Source organism: uncultured Brachybacterium sp. (assembly GCF_947500705.1).
Taxonomy (GTDB): Bacteria; Actinomycetota; Actinomycetes; order Actinomycetales; family Dermabacteraceae; genus Brachybacterium.
In genome coordinates this window covers 262,343-282,880 of sequence record NZ_CANMSY010000001.1, presented here as the reverse complement: position 1 = coordinate 282,880, position 20,538 = coordinate 262,343, and the positions used below count along the sequence as shown (strand labels likewise).

Here is a 20,538-nt window from a genome sequence, read left to right as displayed (position 1 = left end):
CGGCCGACGCTGCCGATCCCGATGCCCGCTGCCGGTGCCCGCAGCCCGGTGGTCGGGGACACGACCCTGCGCGCGCATTACGCTGACGGGGTGCTTGAGCAAACCTCCCTGACCACTCCGCCGGCGTGGATCGACGCCCCGCTGCCCACCGGCTCCGGGGCGGTCGACCAGTCCGTCGCGCTCTGGAGCGCGCTGGCCGCGCTCGGCGTGCGGGAGGCGGTGCTCGCCCCCGGCTCCCGCTCGGCCCCCCTGGTCTACGCCCTGGCTGAGGAGGGGAACGCGCAGCGGATCCGCGCCCATGTGCGGATCGACGAACGGGCGGCGGCCTTCACCGCACTCGGGCTGAGCCGTCAGGACCCCGCGCACCCGGCGGCGGTGGTCACCACCTCGGGCACCGCCACCGCACATCTGCATGCCGCCGTGATGGAGGCCCACCACTCCCGGATCCCGCTGCTGGTGCTCACCGCGGACCGTCCCGCCGAGCTGCGGGAGGTGGGCGCCAACCAGACCACCCGGCAGGCTGGGATGTTCCGCTCCCTGGTGCGCCTGGCCGTGGACCTGCCGGCCCCCACCGCCGCGCAGGCGAGTCCCCTCGAGCTGCGCACCGCCGTCTCCACCGCCGCGCGAGCCCTGGCCGCGGCGACGGCGGAGCATCCGGGCCCGGTGCACCTGAACCTCTCCTTCCGGGACCCGCTGGTACCGCGCCCGCAGCCCGACGACACGCGGCACGACGCCACGCGGCACGACGACGCGGCCCCAAGCATCTCCACGCCCTCCCGCGAACGGATCGTGCTCACTCATCGCACCCGTCCCGCGGCGCCCTCTGCGGAGCCGGTGCCGGTGGACGACCGCACCGTGGTCGTCGCAGGCGACGGTGCAGGCCCCGCCGCCGCCGAGTTCGCCGCCGGGCACCAGCTGCCGCTCCTGGCCGAGCCCAGCTCCGGTGCGCTCCGCGGGGCGAGTCTGGTGCCCCGCTATCCCGCGCTGCTGCGTGAGGTGATGGCAGATCCGGGGCACCCGCTGCGGCCGCAGCGGGCGATCGTGTTCGGTCATCCCACGCTCTCCCGGCCGGTCGTCGGCGCGCTGCTCGGGGCCGAGGACGTCGAGGTGATCGTGGTGGATCCGCACCTGGACTGGCCCGACGTCGCTCGCCGTGCGCGGCTCGTGGTGCCCGGGGCAGTGGGGCAGGAGGCGTTCCCCGTGGACGAGGAGGGGCGCACGGACCGGCTGGCGGCCTGGGCGAAGGCGGCCGACGGCGCCGCCGGAGCACTGCCCCGGACCTGGCAGCAGCACGCTGCGCTCGCCGTCTGGGAGTCCTGCGCGACGGGGGATGTGCTCGTGCTCGGCTCCTCGAGCCTGATCCGCGACCTCGAGCAGCATGGCGGTCCGACTGCGGCCCGGGTGATCGCCAATCGAGGACTGGCCGGCATCGACGGCACCACCGCGATGGCCGGAGGCATCGCCCTGGCGCTCCAGGCCCAGCGGGTCCAGCAGGTCGAGCAGGTCGAGCAGGTCGAGCAGGCCCAGCGGGTGCAGCAGGCCCAGCAGTCCCAGGACATCCACAGCAACCCCGGGCGCGTGCGGGTGCTGGTCGGAGATCTCACGGCCCTGCACGACCTCACCGGGCTGATCATCGGCCCGGAGGAGGAGACCCCGGAGCTCGACCTGGTCGTGGTCGATGACGGCGGCGGCCGGATCTTCTCCGGGCTCGAGCATGCCGCGGCTCCCCCCGCGCTGCTGCGACGCTTCTTCACGACTCCGCACGGAGTCGACATCACCGCTGCGGCAGCGGCGCTCGGGGCGACGGCGCAGCAGGTCACTCCTCAATCCCTCCCGGCCGCGCTGGCCGAGCCGTCGCGCGGCCTGCGCGTGCTGGTCGTCCAGGAGATGTCCAGCGGCATCCCGAGGAATTCTTGAGCAGGGATGCTGAGGTGGATCCCATGAGCGACGAGCACACACCGCACCAGGACGACTACTTCACCGCCCCCCGGCAGCCCCGGCAGTGGGAGCCCCCGGCGCCCGAGCACCAGAGCGCACAGGGACTGTTTCCCTCCGGTACTCCGGCCCCTGCAGCTACTTCGGTCCCTGCAGGTACTCCGGCCCCTGCAGGTACTCCGGACCTCGCAGGCACCCCGGCCCCGTCGGCCCCTGCCGATGCTCCGGCCCTCGCCGGTACTCCGTACCTCATGGCCTCGCCGGACCCCACAGCCCCGACCGCTGCGACATCCCCTGCCAACGTGACCTCGCTCGCCGCGGCGTCCTCCGCCGTCAGTCCTGCCCCTCCGGCCTCGTCGCGTCGCGGGCCGGGCTGGGGCGGGGTGACCGGGCTGGTCGCGCTGGGGATGCTGCTCTCGAGCGGTGCGACCCTCGGGGGAGTGGTGGCCTACGACCAGCTCGCCGGCTCCGACCTCGCTCCCACCGTGCAGGAGGCCCCCGCCTCGAGCACCGAGGCCCGACCCGCCGCCGTCACCAGCGGCGAGGACGTCGACTGGGCGATGATCGCCGAGCAGGTCGGGCCCAGCGCGGTGGCGATCCAGGTCTCCACCGGCAGCGGCACCAGCCAGGGCACCGGCGTGATCCTCGACGAGCGGGGCACGATCCTGACCAACAACCATGTGGTCGACGCGGCTCAGGGTGTGGAGGTCACCACGAGCGACGGGCTCAGCTACCCGGCCTCGATCGTCGGCACGGACCCCACCACCGATCTCGCCGTGATCCGTCTGGACTCCGCGCCGTCGGGCCTCCAGCCCTCCACCTTCGCCGACTCCACGACGGTCGAGGTGGGGCAGCCGGTGATGGCGCTCGGCACCCCGCTGGGTCTGCAGAACACCGTCACCACCGGCATCGTCTCGGCGCTGGACCGTCCGGTCTCCGCCTCCGGGGAGGAAGCCGACGGGTCCGACACCACCTACTCCTCCGCGATCCAGACCGACGCCGCGATCAACCCGGGCAACTCCGGCGGTCCGCTGGTGGACGCCGCCGGACAGGTGATCGGGATCAACACCGCGATCGCCGGTATCCCGAACGCCTCCGGTCAGGCGGGCAGCATCGGGCTGGGCTTCGCGATCCCCTCGAACACGGCTGCGATGATCGCCGATCAGCTCCAGGAGGATGGCACCGCCGAGCATGCCTTCCTGGGGGTCACCAGCACGGATGGATCCTCCTCGGAGGGCGGGGCGACCCACCGCGGTGCCGAGGTGGTGAGCATCGAGCCGCAGAGTCCCGCCTCCGATGCCGATCTGCAGGAGGGGGACCTCATCATCGGGATCGACGACATCCCGGTCGGCGGCGCCGCAGCGCTCACGGGCGTGGTGCGCGGACTCGAGATCGGTGCGACCCACCAGTTCGAGGTGGTGCGGGCAGGGACCGTGGAGACGATCGACGTGACCCTCGGGGCGCGCCCCTCCTGAGCCGCTGAGGCCTGGAGGCCTGGAGCCTCAGGCGGGGGAGTCGCCGCGCAGGGCACGCAGCATCGGACGGCACTTCGCGAGCGCCTCGGCATGCTCGGAGACGGGATCCGAGGCGGCGACCAGGCCTCCACCGGCCTGCAGCACCACCGTCCGGTCATCGACCAGGTGCGCCATCCGCAGAGCGATCGCCCACTGCCCGTCGCCGTGAGCATCCATCCAGCCCACGGGCGAGGCGTAGCCGCCGCGATCCTGAGGCTCCAGCCGCGCGATGATCTCGTCGGCCTCCTCCTGCGGCGTGCCGGACACGGCCGCCGAAGGGTGCAGGCGCGAGGCGACATCGAGGCTCGTGGTCCCATTGCGCAGCCGGGCCGTGACGTCGGAGGCGAGGTGCTCGAGGCCCGGCAGGCGCAGCACGAAGGGCTCGGGGGAGACCTCGAGCTCCTCGGCCAGTCCGGCCAGCCGGTCCACCACGGAGTCGACGGCGAAGGCGTGCTCGGAACGCTCCTTGGCATCGGCGCGGAAGGCGCGACGGTCCACCTCGTCGAGCTCGCCGTCGTCGGCCACCGGGCGGGAGCCTGCCAGCACCCGCGAGAAGACCCTGCCGTCCTCGGTCTGGGCGAGCATCTCGGGGCTCGCGCCCACCACATCCTCGAGGTGATACACCCAGGTGCTCGGATAGGCACGGGCGAGCCGGGTCAGCATCACTGCAGGCTCGAGGGGGACGGGGCTGCGCACGGTGGTCCGCTCGGAGAGCACCACCTTCGCAGCCCGGCCCGCGCGGATCTCGAGCACAGCCTCCTGCACCAGCGCCTGGTACTCATCCGGGGTGTGATCTGCCTCGAGCTCGAGCTCGTCAGTCCTTGTCGCGGGCACCGGGGGAGAGGGGAAGAGGTCACGCCAGGAGGTGGGCAGCTGAGGCTCCTCATCGACGCCGACGACGGTGAGGAAGGCCTCGCCGTCATGCACGCCGAGCAGGGCGCGCGGCACCATCAGCGTCGAGGGACGCTCCGAGGCGTCGGCATAGGAGAAGCTGCCCAGTGCGATCAGCCCGCTGGTGCGCACCCGCACCTCGTCATCGATCCGGGCCCGGTCGGCCACCTCACGGAAGGCGGCGCTGGCGGCGGCGAAGCGGTGCGGACCGGTGGTCTGCACGGACCAGGCCGTGCCCAGGGCCACCATCCCCTGGCCGTGGCGGATCCAGGCACCGCTGACCTCGGCCGGGACATGCTCCAGCAGGTCGACCGGATCCTCGATCCGCTGGGTGCGCACGAACAGGATCGCCGAGGTGGCGTCGGGGGCAGGGAGCGGGGCAGACATCCCCGCCATTATGCGACACCCGGGCCCTCCCGGGCCGTGACCCGCGTCCCGTGTCCAGATGCGCCGAGCTGCTGCCGTGAGGTGCGACCATGGACCGGCAACCCCGCCCCAGGGACAGGCGGAGCCGCTGCCGGCCCCGCGTCCCCGTCCCCGTACTTCCCGAAGGAGCGAGCGCGTGAGCAGCACGGCCGACAGCATCGCGACACCCCTGGTCCGCGGTGTCCTCGGGGCGCTCACCTCGCTCGGCATCGCCATCGCCGCCGTGGTGGTGCCGGCGCTGGCCGCACAGGTCGCCGGGACCGCCTCGACGGCGACCGCGCTCGACGCGATCATCATCTCCCTGAACCTGCTGATCCTCGGGCACGGCGGCGGGATCATGCTGAGCACCGGGGTGATCGACGGCGCGGTGACTCTGACCCCCTTCGGCCTGCTGGCCCTGCTCATGCTGCTGTCCGCCGTCGCCATGCGAAAGGTGGGCCGGGCGCTGCGACCGGTGCGGGATGACGGGCTGCTGCGCACCGGCGCGCTGCGCGACGTCGGCTCGGCGCTGGGCATGTACACGCTGGTCTATGCGATCGGGCTGGCGGTGCTGGCGAGCATCGGTCGCAGCGCGGACTCCTCACCCATGGTCACCTCGGCGGTGGTCTCCGGGGCGATGGTCGCGGTGACCGGCGGCCTGATCGGGCTGCTGTGGTCCGTGCGCCGGGAGCCGACGGAGACGGTGCCCGGGGTACGGGTCCTGGATCTGCTGCCCGCGCCCTACGGCGACATCGCCCGCTCCGCGCTGATCGCGGTCACCGGCCTGCTGGGGGTCGGAGTGGCGATCGTGGTGGTGACGCTCCTCCTCTCCGTGCCGGCGCAGTCCGCCTTGTTCGACGCCCTCGCCCCCGGTCCCGTCGGAGGGCTCGTGCTCACCCTGGTCCAGCTCGCCCTGCTGCCGCTGCTCGCCGTCTGGGCGCTGACGGTCGTGCTCGGCGGCACCGTGGGCGTCGGCACAGCCACCGGCATCTCCCTCACCGGCGCCGAGACCGGGGTGCTGCCCGCACTGCCGATGCTCGGCGCGCTGCCCAGCCCTGGGCCCTTCCCCGGCTGGGCCTGGGCGCTGATGATCCTGCCGGCGATCCCGGTGGCGCTCGGGGCGGTCCGACTGGTGCGGGATGTCGCCGACCTCGCGCAGCGAGACCGGATCACCGCCTGGGTGGCCTACCCGGTGGTCGTCATCGTGTCCCTGCTGCTCCTGGCCGGCCTGTCCACCGGCGGCATCGGCGACGGGCGCCTGGTGCACCTCGGCCCGCAGATGAGCACGCTCGCGCTGCCCGCGATCGGGATCGTGGTGCTCACCACCGCCCTCGTGCTCGGGGTGCTCGCCACCCCGCTGATCCCCAGGACCCGCGATGCGTACCGGTCCGTGCGGGAACGGATCGAGGCGGCGGAGCGCACCGAACGCGGAGGGGACGTCGCAGACAGCGCGGACCTCCCGGACAGCGCGGGCTCAGCGGCGACCGACGCAGAGGACGCCGACGCAGAAGCAGCCGGTGAAGACGTCGCCGAGGAAGACGTCGAGGGAGCTCTGGAGCCCGATGCCTGGGCGCTCGACGTCGAGGACACCGCGGACTCCTCGGAGCCCGGCTCGGGATTCAGCCGCCGAACAGACCGCTGACCCACTCGGCCATGGAGCCCTGGACGGCGTCGTCGCACTGGACCCGGGCCTGCTGGGTGATCGCCGTCGAGAGACACTCCTGGTGCTCTGCCGTCGGCCCGTAGAACAGGGCGCTGAAGGCCGAGGTCGCGATGATCAGCAGCGTCGCGGGGACACCCAGCAGCGTGCCGATCACCGCCATCGAATAGCGCCGCTCCCTGATCGACATCACGATCAGCGGGATCAGCAGCACCAGGGCCACGAGCCCTGTGATCCCGGACAGCAGCGAATAGGGCAGCGGGGAGATCATCAGCAACCAGGAGGCCAGCATCGCCAGGGTCAGTCCGCCCACCAGGCGGGGGCGGCGCCGGGAGGCCTGGTCCTGCGTCGGGGCGGGGGAGGAGTCGCTGTTCATCGAGTCCATTGTGCCCGGTCGGCCACGCGGGCATCGCCACCCCCGTTGTCGTCACCGACTCGTCACCTCCCGCCCCGTCTGGCGGGACCGGCGACCGAGTGCGCGGCCTGTGCAGGAGGGCTCAGGGCGCGGCGAGAGGCCGACGGTGACTAGTCTGGAGCGGTGAACCGCCTCCCCGTCGTCGTCCTCATCTCCGGTACCGGCTCCAACCTCGCCGCACTGCTCGACGCCGCGCGCGGCGAGGACTGCCCCTTCGAGGTGGTGGCCGTCATCGCCGATCGCGACGCCGCGGGCCTCGAGCATGCCCGGGCCGCAGCCATCCCCACCCAGGTGGTGGCCCTGTCCGAGCATCCGGACCGCGATGCCTGGGATCAGGCGCTCACCGCCGCCGTGGCGGTGCACAGACCCCACCTGGTGGTGCTGGCCGGGTTCATGAAGCTCGTGGGGCCGCCGCTGCTGAACGCCTTCGGCGGGCGGATCATCAACACCCACCCCGCCCTGCTGCCTTCCTTCCCCGGAGCCCACGGAGTGCGGGATGCGCTCGCGCACGGGGTCAAGGTCACCGGCTGCAGCGTGATCGAGGTCGACGCCGGGGTGGACACCGGGAAGATCCTCGCCCAGACCGCTGTGGAGGTCCTCGACGAGGACACCGAGGAGACCCTCCATGAACGGATCAAAGCCGTCGAGCAGCCGCTGCTGGTCGAGGTCGTGCGGCGTCTCACCGCGGCTGGCTGAGCCGGAGCTTCCCGCGGGCCCCGACTAGGATGGCGCCACACGACTGGCGAAGGTGGGGGACCACCGGGGAGTGACAACAGTGGACATCGACCGCCTGGGTGTCCGCCGCAGCAGACCCGAACAGGAGCACGCCCCGTGAGCACCGCAGAACGCCGCCCCCTCCACCGAGCCCTCATCTCCGTCTTCGACAAGACCGGCATCGTCGACCTCGCCCGCACCCTCGCCGAGAACGGTGTCGAGATCGTCTCCACCGGCTCCACCGGCAGCACCCTCCGCGACGCAGGCATCGCCGTGACGGAGGTGGAGAGCGTGACCGGCTTCCCCGAGATGCTCGACGGTCGGGTCAAGACCCTCCATCCGCGCATCCACGGCGGGATCCTCGCCGATCAGCGGCTCGACAGCCATCGCGCACAGCTGGTCGACCACGACATCGCCCCCTTCGACCTGGTCGTGGTGAACCTGTACCCGTTCAGCGAGACGGTCGCCGCCGGTGGCACCTTCGACGAGATCATCGAGAAGATCGACGTGGGCGGCCCCACCATGGTCCGCGCCGCAGCGAAGAACTTCGCCTCCCTCGCGGTGGTCGTCGACCCGGAGGTCTACCCGATCGCCGCTGAGGCCGCCGAGGCCGGCGGGTTCACCCTCGCCGAGCGCCAGGAGCTCGCGACCATCGCCTTCACCCGCACCGCCGAGTACGACGACGCGATCAGCGATTGGATGCTCGAGCATCTCGACGGCCCTGCTGACGCCGACGACGCCGACGATGCCGGCGCCGTCGAGACCGGCCAGGAGGACGACGCCTTCGGGGAGGACGAGGACATCTCGATCCTCGATCTCTCTGACGCGGACGCCGCCGAGCTCGGCATCACCGCGACTCTGCGCTATGGCGAGAACCCGCACCAGCGGGCCCGCCTGGCCGTGACCGACGAGAGCGCCCCGGGCCTCGCCGGCGCCGAGCAGCTCGGCGGCAAGGAGATGAGCTACAACAACTACGTCGACGCCGACGCCGCCGTGCGCGCGGCCTTTGACCACGACCGACCCTGCGTCGCCGTGGTCAAGCACAACAACCCCTGCGGGATCGCCGTGGCCGACGAGGCCGAGGACATCGCGCTCGCCCATGCCCGCGCCCACGGCACCGATCCGGTCTCGGCCTACGGCGGCGTCATCGCGACCAACCGGACGGTCACCCTCGCGATGGCCCAGCAGGTCAAGCCGGTCTTCACCGAGGTCATCCTCGCTCCCGGCTATGAGGACGAGGCGCTCGAGCTGCTGCGCTCCAAGAAGAATCTGCGGATCCTGCGCCTGGCGGGGGAGTACTCCCGCAGCGTCGAGATGCGGGAGATCTGGGGCGGGATGCTGATCCAGGACGCGGACACCATCGCCGCCGAGGGTGATGATCCCTCGCAGTGGACCCTCGCCGCCGGTGACGCGGCGGACGCCGCCACCCTCGCGGACCTCGCCTTCGCCTGGCGCTCGGTGCGGGCCGTGAAGTCCAACGCGATCCTGCTGGCCAAGGACTCCGCCGCGGTCGGCATCGGGATGGGCCAGGTCAACCGCCTGGACTCCTGCCGCCTGGCCGTCGCCCGCGCGAACAGCCTGGGCCAGACGACCGAGGGCGGTGCGGTCCCCGATCGGGCCCGCGGGGCGGTCGCCGCATCGGACGCGTTCTTCCCCTTCGCCGATGGCGCGCAGATCCTGCTCGACGCCGGGGTGCGGGCGATCGTCCAGCCGGGCGGTTCGATCCGTGATGAGGAGGTCATCGAGGCCTGCCGGGCAGCCGGCGTGACCATGTACCTCACCGGTACGCGCCACTTCGCGCACTGACCGCACTGCCCATCGGGGCATGTCCGAGGGCCGTCCGTTCACCGAACGGACATGCAGGCCCTCTAGAGTTGGACCCATACACCAGCGTGCGAAGGAGCGACCGTGAAGATCCCTGACAACCAGAGCCTGCGAGAGTACATCGAGCATCTGCGCGAAGAGGGGTACTCGGTCCAGGATGGACACACGCCGGACCCGGACCTCATCGACCCCCAGGGCAACCCGGTCTACACCTGGCAGGAGGGGTACCCGTACGAGACCCGCATGGACCGGGACGAGTACGAGCGCGAGAAGTACAAGCTTCAGGTGGAGCTGCTGAAGTACCAGTACTGGCTCGAGGACAACGACCAGAAGTCGATCATCATCTTCGAGGGCCGGGACGCGGCCGGCAAGGGCGGCACCATCAAGCGCTTCACCGAGCACCTGAACCCGCGCACCGCCCGCGTGGTCGCGCTGAACAAGCCCAGCGACCGCGAGCGCGGCCAGTGGTACTTCCAGCGCTACGTCCAGCACCTTCCCACCGACGGCGAGATGGTGCTGTTCGACCGCTCCTGGTACAACCGGGCCGGGGTCGAGCGGGTGATGGGCTTCGCGACGCCCGAGCAGTACGAGACGTTCATGAACCAGGTGCCCTACTTCGAGCGGATGCTCGTGGATTCCGGCATCTTCGTCACGAAGTTCTGGTTCTCGGTGTCCCAGAAGGAGCAGCGCACCCGATTCGCGATCCGTCAGCTGGATCCCGTGCGCCGGTGGAAGCTGTCCCCGATGGACCTCGAGTCGCTGGACCGCTGGGAGTCCTACACCGAGGCGAAGGAGGAGATGTTCCGCCGTACGGACAAGAAGTACGCGCCGTGGACCATCATCCGCTCCAACGACAAGAAGCGCGCCCGGCTGAACGCGATGCGCTACTTCCTCTCCCAGTTCGAGTACGACGGCAAGGACCACGAGGTCATCGGCATCCCCGATCCCAAGCTGGTCATGCGCGGCAAGATGGAAGAGGCCGACGAGTGAGCTGAGGCCCTCGGGTCACGCCGCCTGTCCCTCCCGCCACGCCCGACGGCACCGACACGCCGACCCAGTGCACCGATAGCTTCCGCTCAGGGAAGCGACCGGTGTTCTCGGTCGGCGTGTCGCGTTCGTCGGGGCGGGGAGGAGGGTCAGCCCTCCGTGATCGGCTCCTCCGGCAGGCGGGCGATCTCCCCGGAGTCCAGCCATCCCTCCGAGACCACGGGCATGGTGCCGGTGGGGGTGGCGCGGTGCGGGCGGGTCATCGAGGCCGGGGACAGCAGCGTCTTCAGCCGCGCCTCGTCCAGCAGGCCCCGCTCGAGCACCAGCTCGGCGACCGGTCGCCCGGTGTCCAGGGCGGTGGCCGCCACATCGGTCGCGGCGGCGTAGCCGATCACCGGCACGAGCGCGGTGACCACGCCGATCGAGCGGCGCAGGTGGTCCTCGAGGATGTCTCTGTTGAGGGTGATGCCGGAGATGCAGCGATCGGCGAGAGTGTTCATCGCCCGGGTCATGATGCGCGTGGACTCGAGGATGTTGTAGGCGATCACCGGTTCGAAGGCGTTCAGCTGCAGCTGTCCGCCCTCGGCGGCGAAGGCCACCGTGAGGTCGTTGCCGATCACCTCGAAGGCGACCTGGTTCACGACCTCCGGGATCACCGGATTCACCTTGCCCGGCATGATCGAGCTGCCCGGCTGCACCGCCGGCAGGTTGATCTCGTGGAAGCCCGCGCGCGGGCCCGAGGACAGCAAGCGCAGGTCGTTGCAGATCTTGGAGATCTTCACCGCGATGCGACGCAGGATCCCGGAGAAGGTCACGAACGCGCCGGTGTCGCTGGTGGCCTCCACGAGGTCGATCGAGACCATGAAGTCGATGCCGGTGAGGGACGAGAGCTCCTCGGTGGCGCGCTCCGCGTAGCGCGGGTCCGTGGTGATGCCGGTCCCGATCGCGGTGGCCCCGAGGTTGATCTCTTGGAACGCCGACGCGGTGCGGGAGAGGCGCTCGACGTCCTCCTCGATCGTGGTGGCCCAGGCGTTGAACTCCTGGCCCACCGTCATCGGGACCGCGTCCTGCATCTGGGTGCGGCCCATCTTCAGGACCTCGGAGTACTCCGCACCCTTGGCGCGCAGGGTGGAGATCAGATGCTCCATCGAATCCACCAGAGCCGGGAAGGTCAGCAGGATCGCCAGCCGCAGCGACGTGGGATACACATCGTTCGTGGACTGTGAGAGGTTGACGTGGTTGTTCGGGTGCAGGTGCTCGTACTCGCCCTTGGCGTGGCCGAGGATCTCCAGCGCACGGTTCGCGATCACCTCGTTCGCGTTCATGTTCGTGCTGGTGCCGGCACCGCCCTGGATCATGTCCACCACGAAGTGCTCGTGGAGCTCACCACCGGCGATCTCCGTGCAGGCCTGCTCGATCGCAGCTGCTCGCTCGTCATCGAGCGCTCCGAGGCCGTGGTTCGCTCGGGCGGTGGCCCGTTTGACCTGCGCGAGCGCCTCGATCAGCCGGGGGAAATGGCTCAGCCGCACATCGGTGATGTGGAAATTCTCCTGCGCACGCAGGGTCTGGACACCGTAGTAGGCATCGGCGGGGACTTCGCGATCGCCGAGCAGATCATGCTCCGTGCGGGTCGCAGTACCGGTTGTCGCACCGGGGATTGTCATGTGAAGGAGTCCTCCAGGTCGCTCTGTGGTCGACGGCGCTGCCGACCACGGCCAGGGTAGCCGCGTCGGGGCCGGCATGAGGACCGTGCATCGCTCCAGATGCGGCGCGGACCGTACGATGAGCTCGTGCTCGAACGTTGTTCCCCCACCACCCTCGCCGCCGCCTTCCAGCGGCAGGCGGTGCTGACCCTCGCCCTGTGTGCGCTGGGTGTGATCATGGTGATCGCCGTGCTCGCCTCCGTCCCGCTCGCCGGGCTGCTGCTGGCCGCGCTGCTGGCGGTGCTGGCCGTGCTGCGGGCGGTGCTGCCGGTCCGAGCGGTCGGCGCGCTCGCGGTCCGGTCCCGTGGACTGGACGTGGTGGTGCTGCTGATGCTCGCCGTCTCCCTCGCCGTGCTGTCCGCCTCGCCCAACCTCTGACGCCACCGCATGGTGGGGATGCCGCGCAGCGAAGATCGCCAGTGACGGACGGTACCGCGCGGCGGAAGCCCTGGGCGGAACTGCCGGCGCTGTGAGGCGTCCGGCGGTCTGCGGAGTGTTCCGGGCCCCGACGCGTATGGCACGATCGGTGCGTGCCCACCGACTCCACCCGGCTCCATGCCGTGTTCGACCTCGCCATGAGGATCGGCGAAGGGCTGCTCACCAACGGCGCCGCGGCCTCCGAGGTCACGGCGACGGTGCTGCGGGTGACCAGCTCCTCCGGTCTGCGCAACGTCTCCGTGCAGGTGACGTTCAACGAGGTCACGATCTCCTATCTGGCGGACGAATCCGCGACACCCTTCACCAGGGTGCGCTCCGCGAGCGAGCGGGTGCAGGACTTCGCCCGTCTGGCCGCCTTCGAGGACATCTCCCACGGCTACCTCTCCGGCGAGCTGCCGCTGGATGAGGCACGTCGCCAGGCCTCCGCCATCCCGCAGCGCCAGGCCCTGTACCGCATCCCCCTGGTGGTCGCCGGCTTCGCCGTCATGAGCGGGGCTGCGGCGCTCTTCTTCGGAGCGGGCAGTCTCGTCGTGCTCGCCGCGACCCTCTCCGCCGGGCTGCTCATCGCGATCGGCGAGCTGCTGGCCCGATGGAACATCCCGCCCTTCTACAGCCAGGTGCTGGGCGGCTTCATCGCCGTGGGCGGCGCAGTCCTCGTCGCCCTCATCGACCCGGGGGTGAACTCGTCGATCGTGGTGGTCTCCTGCCTCATCGTGCAGCTGGCGGGGCTGTCCTCGATCAGCGCCGTCCAGGACGCGGTCACCGGTTGGTATGTCACCGCAGCCGGACGCATGCTCGAGGCGCTGATGCTCACCGTCGGCCTCGTGGCCGGTGTGCGTGGAGGCATGCTGCTGGCCGACCTGGTCGGCGCGGACATCTCCGTCAGCGCCGCGCTTCCGCTCACCCTCACCACCGCGGTGGTCGTGATCATCTCCGGGCTCGGCATGGGGCTCGGCTACGGGGTCGGCACGCAGGTGCCCGCCCGACTGCTGCTCTCCGCGGCGCTGGTCGCCGCCGGCTCCGGGATCATCGCGCATCTGCTCTCCAGCCTGCTGCTGGACCGCACCTTCGCCGTCGCCCTGGCAGCCTTCGGCACCGGCATGGTCGCCACCGCGCTCGCGGACCGGCTGCGCGCCCCGTCCCTCGCGTTCGTGATGGCCGGGGTGATCCCGCTGGTCCCCGGCAGCATCATCTACCGCGGCCTGCTGGGACTGGGTGATGACCTCGGCACCGGCGTCGCAGATCTGCTGGGAGCCGCCGAGATCGCGGTCTCGATCGCGGCGGGCGTGGTGCTGGGGCAGCTGCTCGCCTCGCGCCTGATGCCGTACTTCCGCCGCAGCGGGATCGCCTACACCCCGGCGATCTCCTCACCGTTCACCACCTTGCGCCGCCGCCGACTCTCCCTCGGCTCGCGCCGGCAGCGGCGTCGCCATGGCGCACCGGTGATCGAGCCGTCTACGATGACGGGCGAGATGACAGCGCTGTCGTCCACGATGTTCGAGGACCCCTCCTTCCTGGCAGACCTCGATCCGCCCTCGGACCTCGAGGACTATTCGCGGCGGCGCACCGACCCCGAGGAGTCCTCATGAGCACCACCGCACTGATCGCCGTCGGCGGCTACTCGCGCAGCGGCACCGGTCGCGGCCCCGGCCTGACCCTGCTGAAGTTCACCCTCGAAAACCCCCGCACCGCTCCGGTGGCGGAGCAGCTGGCGGTGGTGGATCTGGCCGACCCCTCGTTCGTGCTCTGGAGCCCGGACGGCTCTCTGCTGTACGCGCTGCTCGAAGGGGACCCCACGCGGGTGGTCGCCGTACGGGTGAGCGCGGAGGGGCACAGGGCGGAGGTGATCGGAGAGCTCGCCGTGGACGGCTCCGGAGGCTGTCATCTGAGCTTCGGGACGGACCGGTCCACGCTGGTCATCGCGCAGTACGGGTCAGGCGGCGTGGTCACCGTGCGGCTGGATGCGGACGGCGTGCCCCTCGAGCAGATCGATCTGGACGACCATCGTGACCACAGCGACGGAGAGGACCCGCACCCGCACCAGGTGGTCCCGCTGCCCGGCACCGAGGTGCTCGCCGTGCCGGATCTCGGCCTGGACCGGGTGCTGCTCTACCGTCAGGGCGCGGCGGGGATGATCGACCTCAGCGGAGAGATTCCGCTGCCGCGGGGAAGCGGGCCTCGCCATCTCGCGGCAGACCACGAATCGGAGCACCTCCACATCGCCTGCGAGCTCTCCGGGGTGGTCGCCACCGCCTCTCGTGACCAGCCCGCATCACAGCTCACCCGAGGCGCCGCCGGTCGCGGACCGGGCCAGGGCTCACGGGCCGGGCACGGCTGGAGCGTGCGCTCCACAACTCCGGCCAGCGGCCAGGAGGGTCCCAACGCGCTCTCCCACATCGAGCTCGCCGCAGAGGAATCGCTGCTGGTGGTGGCCAACCGCGGCCCGGACACCCTCTCCCTGCTCTCGCTGGCCATGATGCGCCCGCAGCTGGTGGCCGAGCTCGAGGTCGGGGCACACCCCCGGCACTTCACCCAGTGGGGCGATCTGATCCTGGTCGCCGCGCAGAACGGGGATCGCATCGATGTGCTCCGGCGGGTGGGGGAGCGGCTCGAGGTGGCGGGGGAGCCGATCGCTGCTCCGTCGGCGGCGTGCCTCGCGGTGCGTCCCTGAATGTCGCCGGACTGCTCTTGTCGGGATGACGGTTAGACTCTCGAACGCCGGGCCGGACAGGGCGCGCCTCCGATTGCGCCGACGGCTCTTCACCGTTTCGGAAGGAAACCCATGATCTCTGCCGCCTCTCCCGCCGCCGCAGTGCGCCTCGGAGCAGATCCGGTCGCGGTCGAGCTGTCCGCCGCCCCGGACCGCTCGGAGGCCGCGGACCGCGCCGCACAGCAGTTCACCGACTCCTTCGGCTATGAGCCCGACGGAGTGTGGTCCGCACCCGGCCGTGTCAACATCATCGGCGAGCACGTCGACTACCAGGACGGGCTGTGCCTGCCGATGGCGATCTCCCACCGTTGCTTCGCGGCAGCGGCGCGCACCCCCACCGATCGGCTGCGGGTGCGCTCGGCACAGGACGAGACGGTCCTGGACATCGACGCGCGCGAGCTCACGCCCGAGGCCGTCACCGGCTGGCCGGCCTACGTGGCGGGTGTGCTGTGGGCGCTGCGCTCCCGGATCTCGGGGGCCTCGACCCGGGGCATGGACATCATGATCGACGGTCAGGTGCCGCTGGGCGCCGGGCTCTCCAGCTCCGCGGCACTCGAATGCGCCGCCGCCGAGGCCATCGAGGCGCTGCTGAGCCTCGGCACCGAGCCGCTGGATCGGGTGCGCGCAGCGATCACCGCGGAGACCGACTTCGCCGGCGCCTCCACCGGAGGCCTGGACCAGTCCGCCTCGGTGCTCTCGCGCGAGGGTCACGCCCTGTACCTCGACTGCCGTGACTTCTCCACTCGCGCAGTTCCGTGGGACCTCGCCTCGCAGGGTCTGGCACTGCTGATCACCGACACCCGCGCCGAGCACTCCCATGTGGACGGCGAGTACACGGCGCGTCGCGCGGACAGCGAGCGCGCGGCGCAGGCCCTGGGCGTGCCGACGCTGCGGGACGCCGATCCCGTCCAGCTGGACGCGCTGCTCGCCCGGATCGACGACGAGGTGGTGCGCCGTCGCGCCCATCACGTGATCACCGAGATCCAGCGAGTGCGGGAGTTCGATGCGCTGCTGGCCGCAGGCACCGTGCGCGAGCACGTGGCGGAGCTCGGCGCCCTGCTGAACGCCTCCCACGACTCCCTGCGCGAGGACTACGAGGTCACCGTCCCCCAGCTCGACGTCGCCGTCGAGGCCGCCCGGGCGGCCGGAGCCCACGGTGCGCGGATGACCGGTGGCGGTTTCGGCGGCTCGACCATCGCCCTGGTCGAGGCCGGGCAGGCCGAGCAGGTCGCCTCCGCGATCGCTGCGGCTTTCGCCGAGCAGGGCTTCGACGCCCCGGTGTTCTTCCTGGCCCTCCCCTCGGAAGGCGCCGGCCAGGACCGCTGACGCGGGCCGCGTCGGCTGAGGCCGGCCGCGGTAGCTGAAGTCGGCAGCGTCACCTGAGGCCGGCCGCGGAGCTGCTCGCGAGCACGCCGAGCGGGCGGAGGACTCAGCCCAGCCAGTCCTGCACACCCGCCAGCAGACGCTGCGTGACGTCTTCGGGGGCGGAGGAGATCCGGATCGAGGAGGCGGCGAGGTCCGCGATCTCGGCATCGTCGAAGCCGATCTCCCGGGCGGTCTCGTACTGGTCCAGCAGGCGAGAGCCGAACAGCAGCGGGTCATCGGCGCCCAGCGCGATCTGAGCCCCGGCATCCACCAGGCGCCGCAGAGGCACGTCGGTCGCCCGCTCCGCCACCCCCAGCGAGGCGTTGGAGGCGGGGCACACCTCCAGACCGATCCCTGCCTCGACCACCCGCTCCAGCAGCGCTCGATCCTCCGCGGCGCGCACCCCGTGGCCCAGGCGCTGCGGGTGCAGATGCTCCACCACCTCCTCCAGATGCTCGGGTCCCAGCAGCTCCCCGCCGTGCGGCACCGACAGCAGCCCGGCCTCGCGCGCGATCCGGAAGGCCGGCGCGAAGTCTGCCGTGGTTCCGCGCCGTTCGTCATTGGAAAGGCCGAAGCCGACTACCGGGCCGGCATGACGCGCCGCCAGCCGCGCGAGCGTCCGCGCGTCCAGGGGGTGGCGGGTGCGGGAGGCCGCGATCACGATCCCGATGCTCACGCCCGTCTCGAGTTCCGAACGGGCGGCCTGGTCCAGCACGATCTCGATCGCCGGGGTCAGACCACCCACGAAGGGCGCATAGCTGGTGGGATCCACCTGCAGCTCGAGGCGGCCCGAACCCTCCGCGGCGTCATCCTGCGCCGCCTCGTGCAGGATCCTGCGCATGGCCGCTTCGGAATCGACTACCGTTCGCGCCGTGTCGTACTGGCGCTGGAACCGGAACCAGCCACGGCGCGTCGGCTCGACCTGCAGCGCGACGTCGTCGGTGAGCGAGCGGGGCAGCCGGATGCCCCGCTCGTCCGCCAGCTCCACGAGCGTCTGCTGGCGCATCGACCCTGTGAAATGGAGGTGCAGGTGGGCCTTGGGCAGCGCCGCGAGATCGCGCCCTTCCCCAGCTTCTGGAGTCACGCGGCCCGCGCCGCCGTCCGAGCTCATCCGGCCAGGAGCGCTGCCACCCGGTCGATGCCCTCCGCGATGTCCTCATCGGCCAGGGCGTAGGAGAAGCGCAGATGGCCGGGGGCGCCGAAGGCCTCGCCCGGCACTGCGGCGACCTCCGCCTCCTCGAGGATCACGGTCGCCAGCTCGGCCGAGGTGGTGACCTTCCGCCCCCGGATCTCACGGCCGAGCACCCCGGAGACATCCGGGAACACATAGAACGCGCCGGTGGGGGTGGGGACCGTGAACCCGGGCACGGCGGAGAGCCTCTCCACGATCAGGCGGCGTCGCCGATCGAACGCCTCGCGCATCTGCTCGACGGGCTCGGTGGGTCCCGTGAGCGCCGCCAGGGCCGCCCGCTGGGCAATGTTGTTGACATGCGAGGTGAGGTGGGACTGCAGGTTGGTCGCCGCCTTGATGATGTCGGCGGGGCCGACCATCCAGCCCACGCGCCAGCCGGTCATCGCAAAGGACTTCGCCACCCCGCCCAGCAGCACCGTGGTCTCGGCGAGCTCCGGCACCGCCTGCAGGACCGAGGTGAACGGCATCCCGTCGTAGGTGAGGGACTGGTAGATCTCGTCGGTGACCACCCAGATCCCGTGCTCGAGCGCCCAGCGCCCGATCTCGGTGACCTGCTCGGGGCTCAGGACCACGCCGGTGGGGTTCGAGGGGGAGCAGAGCACCAGCGCGCGAGTGCGCTCGGTGCGCGCGGCCTCGAGCTGGTCGACGGTGGGCACATAGTTCTGGTCCACCCCGGCCAGGACCGGCACCTCGACGGCTCCGGTCTGCCGGATCGCCTCGGGGTAGGTGGTCCAGTAGGGGGCCGGCAGCAGCACCTCGTCGCCCGGGTCCAGCAAGGTCGCGAAGGTCTGGAACACGGCCTGCTTGCCACCGTTGGTGACGAGCACCTGAGACGGCTCGATGGCCAGGCCGGTGGTACCCGAGAAGGACTCGGCCAGCGCCTCGCGCAGCTCGGGCAGACCCCCGGTGGCGGAGTAGCGGTGATTGCGGGGATCCTGCGCGGCCTCGACGGCGGCGTCGACGATGTGCTGCGGAGTGGGGAAGTCCGGTTCGCCGGCTCCGAAGCCGATCACCGGGCGACCGGCGGCTTTGAGCGCCTTCGCGGTCGCATCGACGGCAAGGGTCGCCGACGGCTGGATCGCTCCGACCCGCTGCGAGACGCGGGGATGCTGGGAGGTGTGCGGGCTGGTCGCGGAGATGCTGGCATCGTCGTGGGTCACCCGCCTATCGTGGCAGAGCACGCGGCGGGTCGCCAGGTCCGATCCCATTCGGACACTCGGGGAGCGGAGTCGGGAGCGCGGATGTGATGTGATCTGACGCCGGTCGATTCGCACGAGGTCCCCGCGGCTTGTATGCTGGTCGCTGGTCAGAATCATGGAGCTCTTCCGAGAGTCCGTGCGAAGACCTCATGAGGCCTGGTCCTCGTGAAGGGCAGTGGCGCAATTGGTAGCGCAGCGGTCTCCAAAACCGCAGGTTGCAGGTTCGAGCCCTGTCTGCCCTGCCGGTCCGGTCGGGGTTACCCGACCGGACGCGGATGACCTCGACGAGATCGGACAGCCCAGACGTGAATTCCCGCCAGAACGCCCCGTCGACGCCCACCGGTGCCGACGCCCAGGGCTCCGGGTCGAAGAACCCGTTCCTGGCCATCGGACTGTTCATCCGCCAGATGATCGCGGAGCTCCGCAAGGTGGTCGTCCCGACCCGTCGGGAGCTGGTCCTGTACTCGATCACCGTTCTGCTGTTCGTCGTCTTCATGATCCTTCTGATCTTCGGTCTCGATTCCGTGTTCAGCTGGCTCTCCAGGATCGCCTTCACGGTTCCCGACGTGTGAGCCGCGGGCCGGCCCGCACCACGCAACGCACCGTGACCGATCAGTTCCACGCAGCCAGGAAGGCAGGTTCCCGCCGATGAGCGACCAGACCTCTACCCCCGAAGAGTCCTCGACCCCCGACGAGTCCTACCAGGGCGTCGACGACTCCCTCTCCTTCTCCGCCTCCTCGCAGCCGCAGACCGCAGCGCCCCAGGAGGATGCCGACGAGCAGCTCGCTGAGGAGTCCGCCGACGAGCAGCCTGCCGACGAGCAGCCTGCCGACGAGGCGCAGGAGGCTGACGGTCCCTCCGTGCCGGACGAGCCGACCGAGGGTGTTGCGGAGCCCGCCGAGCAGTCGGAGGACGAGCAGGCCGGACCCGACGAGCTTGCGGAGTCTGCCGAGGAGCCCGAGGAGGAGGACCCGCTGGTGCAGCTCAAGATGCACCTGCGCTCCTCCTTCGGCGAGTGGTATGTCGTCCACTCCTACTCCGGTCACGAGAACCGCGTGAAGACCCAGCTGGCCACGCGTACCGAGACCCAGGACATGGAGGACTTCATCTTCGAGGTCCAGGTCCCGATGGAGGACGCGACCGAGGTCAAGAACGGCCAGAAGAAGATCGTCCGTCGCGTGCGCGTGCCCGGCTATGTGCTGGTGCGCATGGATCTGACCACCGAGTCCTGGCGCGTGGTGCGCGACACCCCCGGCGTGACCGGTTTCGTGGGCAACGCGACCGATCCGACCCCGCTGAGCTTCGACGAGATCTATTCGCTGCTGGCGCCCTCCGTCGGGCTGCCGGAGAAGAAGCGCTCCTCGGGCGGCACTCCGGCCAAGGCCTCCGCCGCGCAGAAGATGCCCGACTTCCATGTCGGAGAGTCCGTGACGGTCATGGACGGTCCCTTCGAGACCATGCCGGCCACGATCTCCGAGATCCACACCGAGGCCCAGAAGCTCCAGGTCCTGGTGACCATCTTCGGCCGCGAGACCCCGGTCGAGCTCGGCTTCGACCAGGTCACCAAGATCTGAGCGGCACGCGG

General features: G+C 70.9%; 17 protein-coding genes and 1 tRNA gene. 13 read left to right on the top strand and 5 right to left on the bottom strand.

Annotation, left to right across the window (positions count from 1 at the left end; all coding sequences use genetic code 11):
- Positions 1-90: 90 nt before the first annotated feature.
- Positions 91-1,917: a 2-succinyl-5-enolpyruvyl-6-hydroxy-3-cyclohexene-1-carboxylic-acid synthase gene (gene menD, locus Q0937_RS01305; RefSeq protein WP_299298909.1), complete on the top strand. Its 1,827-nt coding sequence runs from the start codon at positions 91-93 to the stop codon at positions 1,915-1,917.
- Positions 1,918-2,237: 320 nt separating this feature from the next.
- Positions 2,238-3,410 carry a S1C family serine protease gene (locus Q0937_RS01300; protein ID WP_299298907.1) on the top strand — a complete coding sequence of 391 codons (1,173 nt, stop codon included), beginning with the start codon at positions 2,238-2,240 and terminating at the stop codon, positions 3,408-3,410.
- A gap of 27 nt (positions 3,411-3,437) precedes the next feature.
- Here the strand turns inward: Q0937_RS01300 and Q0937_RS01295 are convergent, their stop codons facing one another.
- Positions 3,438-4,727 carry an isochorismate synthase MenF gene (locus tag Q0937_RS01295; RefSeq protein WP_299298905.1) on the bottom strand — a complete coding sequence of 430 codons (1,290 nt, stop codon included), beginning with the start codon at positions 4,725-4,727 and terminating at the stop codon, positions 3,438-3,440.
- Positions 4,728-4,902: 175 nt separating this feature from the next.
- On the opposite strand from Q0937_RS01295, the gene Q0937_RS01290 reads away from it, so the two are divergent.
- Positions 4,903-6,387 (top strand): DUF6350 family protein, encoded by a 1,485-nt coding sequence (locus tag Q0937_RS01290; RefSeq protein ID WP_299298903.1) that lies wholly within the window; start codon positions 4,903-4,905, stop codon positions 6,385-6,387.
- Here the strand turns inward: Q0937_RS01290 and Q0937_RS01285 are convergent.
- The gene (locus Q0937_RS01285; protein WP_299298901.1) at positions 6,365-6,781 is read right to left on the bottom strand and encodes a hypothetical protein; all 417 of its coding nucleotides are present in this window, start codon (positions 6,779-6,781) and stop codon (positions 6,365-6,367) included. The genes Q0937_RS01290 and Q0937_RS01285 overlap by 23 nt on opposite strands.
- A gap of 162 nt (positions 6,782-6,943) precedes the next feature.
- On the opposite strand from Q0937_RS01285, the gene purN reads away from it, so the two are divergent.
- The 3 genes from purN (at position 6,944) to ppk2 (ending at position 10,348) form a co-directional block, all read left to right on the top strand.
- Entirely contained in the window at positions 6,944-7,516 is a 573-nt protein-coding gene (gene purN, locus Q0937_RS01280; protein ID WP_299298899.1) for a phosphoribosylglycinamide formyltransferase, read from the top strand.
- A gap of 135 nt (positions 7,517-7,651) precedes the next feature.
- The gene (gene purH / locus Q0937_RS01275) at positions 7,652-9,340 is read left to right on the top strand and encodes a bifunctional phosphoribosylaminoimidazolecarboxamide formyltransferase/IMP cyclohydrolase (RefSeq protein ID WP_299298897.1); all 1,689 of its coding nucleotides are present in this window, start codon (positions 7,652-7,654) and stop codon (positions 9,338-9,340) included.
- A gap of 102 nt (positions 9,341-9,442) precedes the next feature.
- Positions 9,443-10,348, top strand: a complete 906-nt coding sequence (ppk2, locus tag Q0937_RS01270; protein ID WP_299298895.1) for a polyphosphate kinase 2 — start codon at positions 9,443-9,445, stop codon at positions 10,346-10,348.
- 146 nt (positions 10,349-10,494) lie between these two features.
- Here ppk2 and Q0937_RS01265 read toward each other — a convergent pair whose 3' ends face one another.
- Positions 10,495-12,009, bottom strand: coding sequence for an aspartate ammonia-lyase (locus Q0937_RS01265; protein ID WP_299298893.1), 1,515 nt, complete (start codon positions 12,007-12,009; stop codon positions 10,495-10,497).
- 126 nt (positions 12,010-12,135) lie between these two features.
- On the opposite strand from Q0937_RS01265, the gene Q0937_RS01260 reads away from it, so the two are divergent.
- The 4 genes from Q0937_RS01260 to galK all read left to right on the top strand — a co-directional run bounded on the left by Q0937_RS01260 (position 12,136) and on the right by galK (position 16,522).
- Positions 12,136-12,426 (top strand): DUF3017 domain-containing protein, encoded by a 291-nt coding sequence (locus Q0937_RS01260; RefSeq protein ID WP_299298891.1) that lies wholly within the window; start codon positions 12,136-12,138, stop codon positions 12,424-12,426.
- Between the two features lie 152 nt (positions 12,427-12,578).
- Complete coding sequence (locus tag Q0937_RS01255; protein WP_299298889.1) at positions 12,579-14,075, top strand: threonine/serine exporter ThrE family protein; 1,497 nt, start codon at positions 12,579-12,581, stop codon at positions 14,073-14,075.
- Positions 14,072-15,157 carry a beta-propeller fold lactonase family protein gene (locus Q0937_RS01250; RefSeq protein WP_299298887.1) on the top strand — a complete coding sequence of 362 codons (1,086 nt, stop codon included), beginning with the start codon at positions 14,072-14,074 and terminating at the stop codon, positions 15,155-15,157. Before Q0937_RS01255 ends, Q0937_RS01250 begins: the two co-directional genes overlap by 4 nt.
- Positions 15,158-15,268: 111 nt before the next feature.
- Entirely contained in the window at positions 15,269-16,522 is a 1,254-nt protein-coding gene (gene galK / locus Q0937_RS01245) for a galactokinase (RefSeq protein WP_299298884.1), read from the top strand.
- A 103-nt stretch (positions 16,523-16,625) separates the two neighbouring features.
- Here galK and Q0937_RS01240 read toward each other — a convergent pair whose 3' ends face one another.
- Positions 16,626-17,672, bottom strand: coding sequence for an adenosine deaminase (locus tag Q0937_RS01240; protein ID WP_299298881.1), 1,047 nt, complete (start codon positions 17,670-17,672; stop codon positions 16,626-16,628).
- Positions 17,669-18,913: a pyridoxal phosphate-dependent aminotransferase gene (locus Q0937_RS01235; RefSeq protein ID WP_299298878.1), complete on the bottom strand. Its 1,245-nt coding sequence runs from the start codon at positions 18,911-18,913 to the stop codon at positions 17,669-17,671. The genes Q0937_RS01240 and Q0937_RS01235 overlap by 4 nt, the downstream gene beginning before the upstream one ends.
- Positions 18,914-19,121: 208 nt before the next feature.
- Here Q0937_RS01235 and Q0937_RS01230 point away from each other — a divergent pair.
- The 3 genes from Q0937_RS01230 to nusG all read left to right on the top strand — a co-directional run bounded on the left by Q0937_RS01230 (position 19,122) and on the right by nusG (position 20,527).
- Positions 19,122-19,194 (top strand) — tRNA-Trp (locus tag Q0937_RS01230).
- A 63-nt stretch (positions 19,195-19,257) separates the two neighbouring features.
- A complete protein-coding gene (secE, locus tag Q0937_RS01225) occupies positions 19,258-19,524 on the top strand; it encodes a preprotein translocase subunit SecE (RefSeq protein ID WP_299298875.1) in 267 nt (88 codons plus the stop codon).
- Between the two features lie 76 nt (positions 19,525-19,600).
- Positions 19,601-20,527 (top strand): transcription termination/antitermination protein NusG, encoded by a 927-nt coding sequence (gene nusG, locus Q0937_RS01220; protein ID WP_299298872.1) that lies wholly within the window; start codon positions 19,601-19,603, stop codon positions 20,525-20,527.
- Positions 20,528-20,538: the final 11 nt, after the last annotated feature.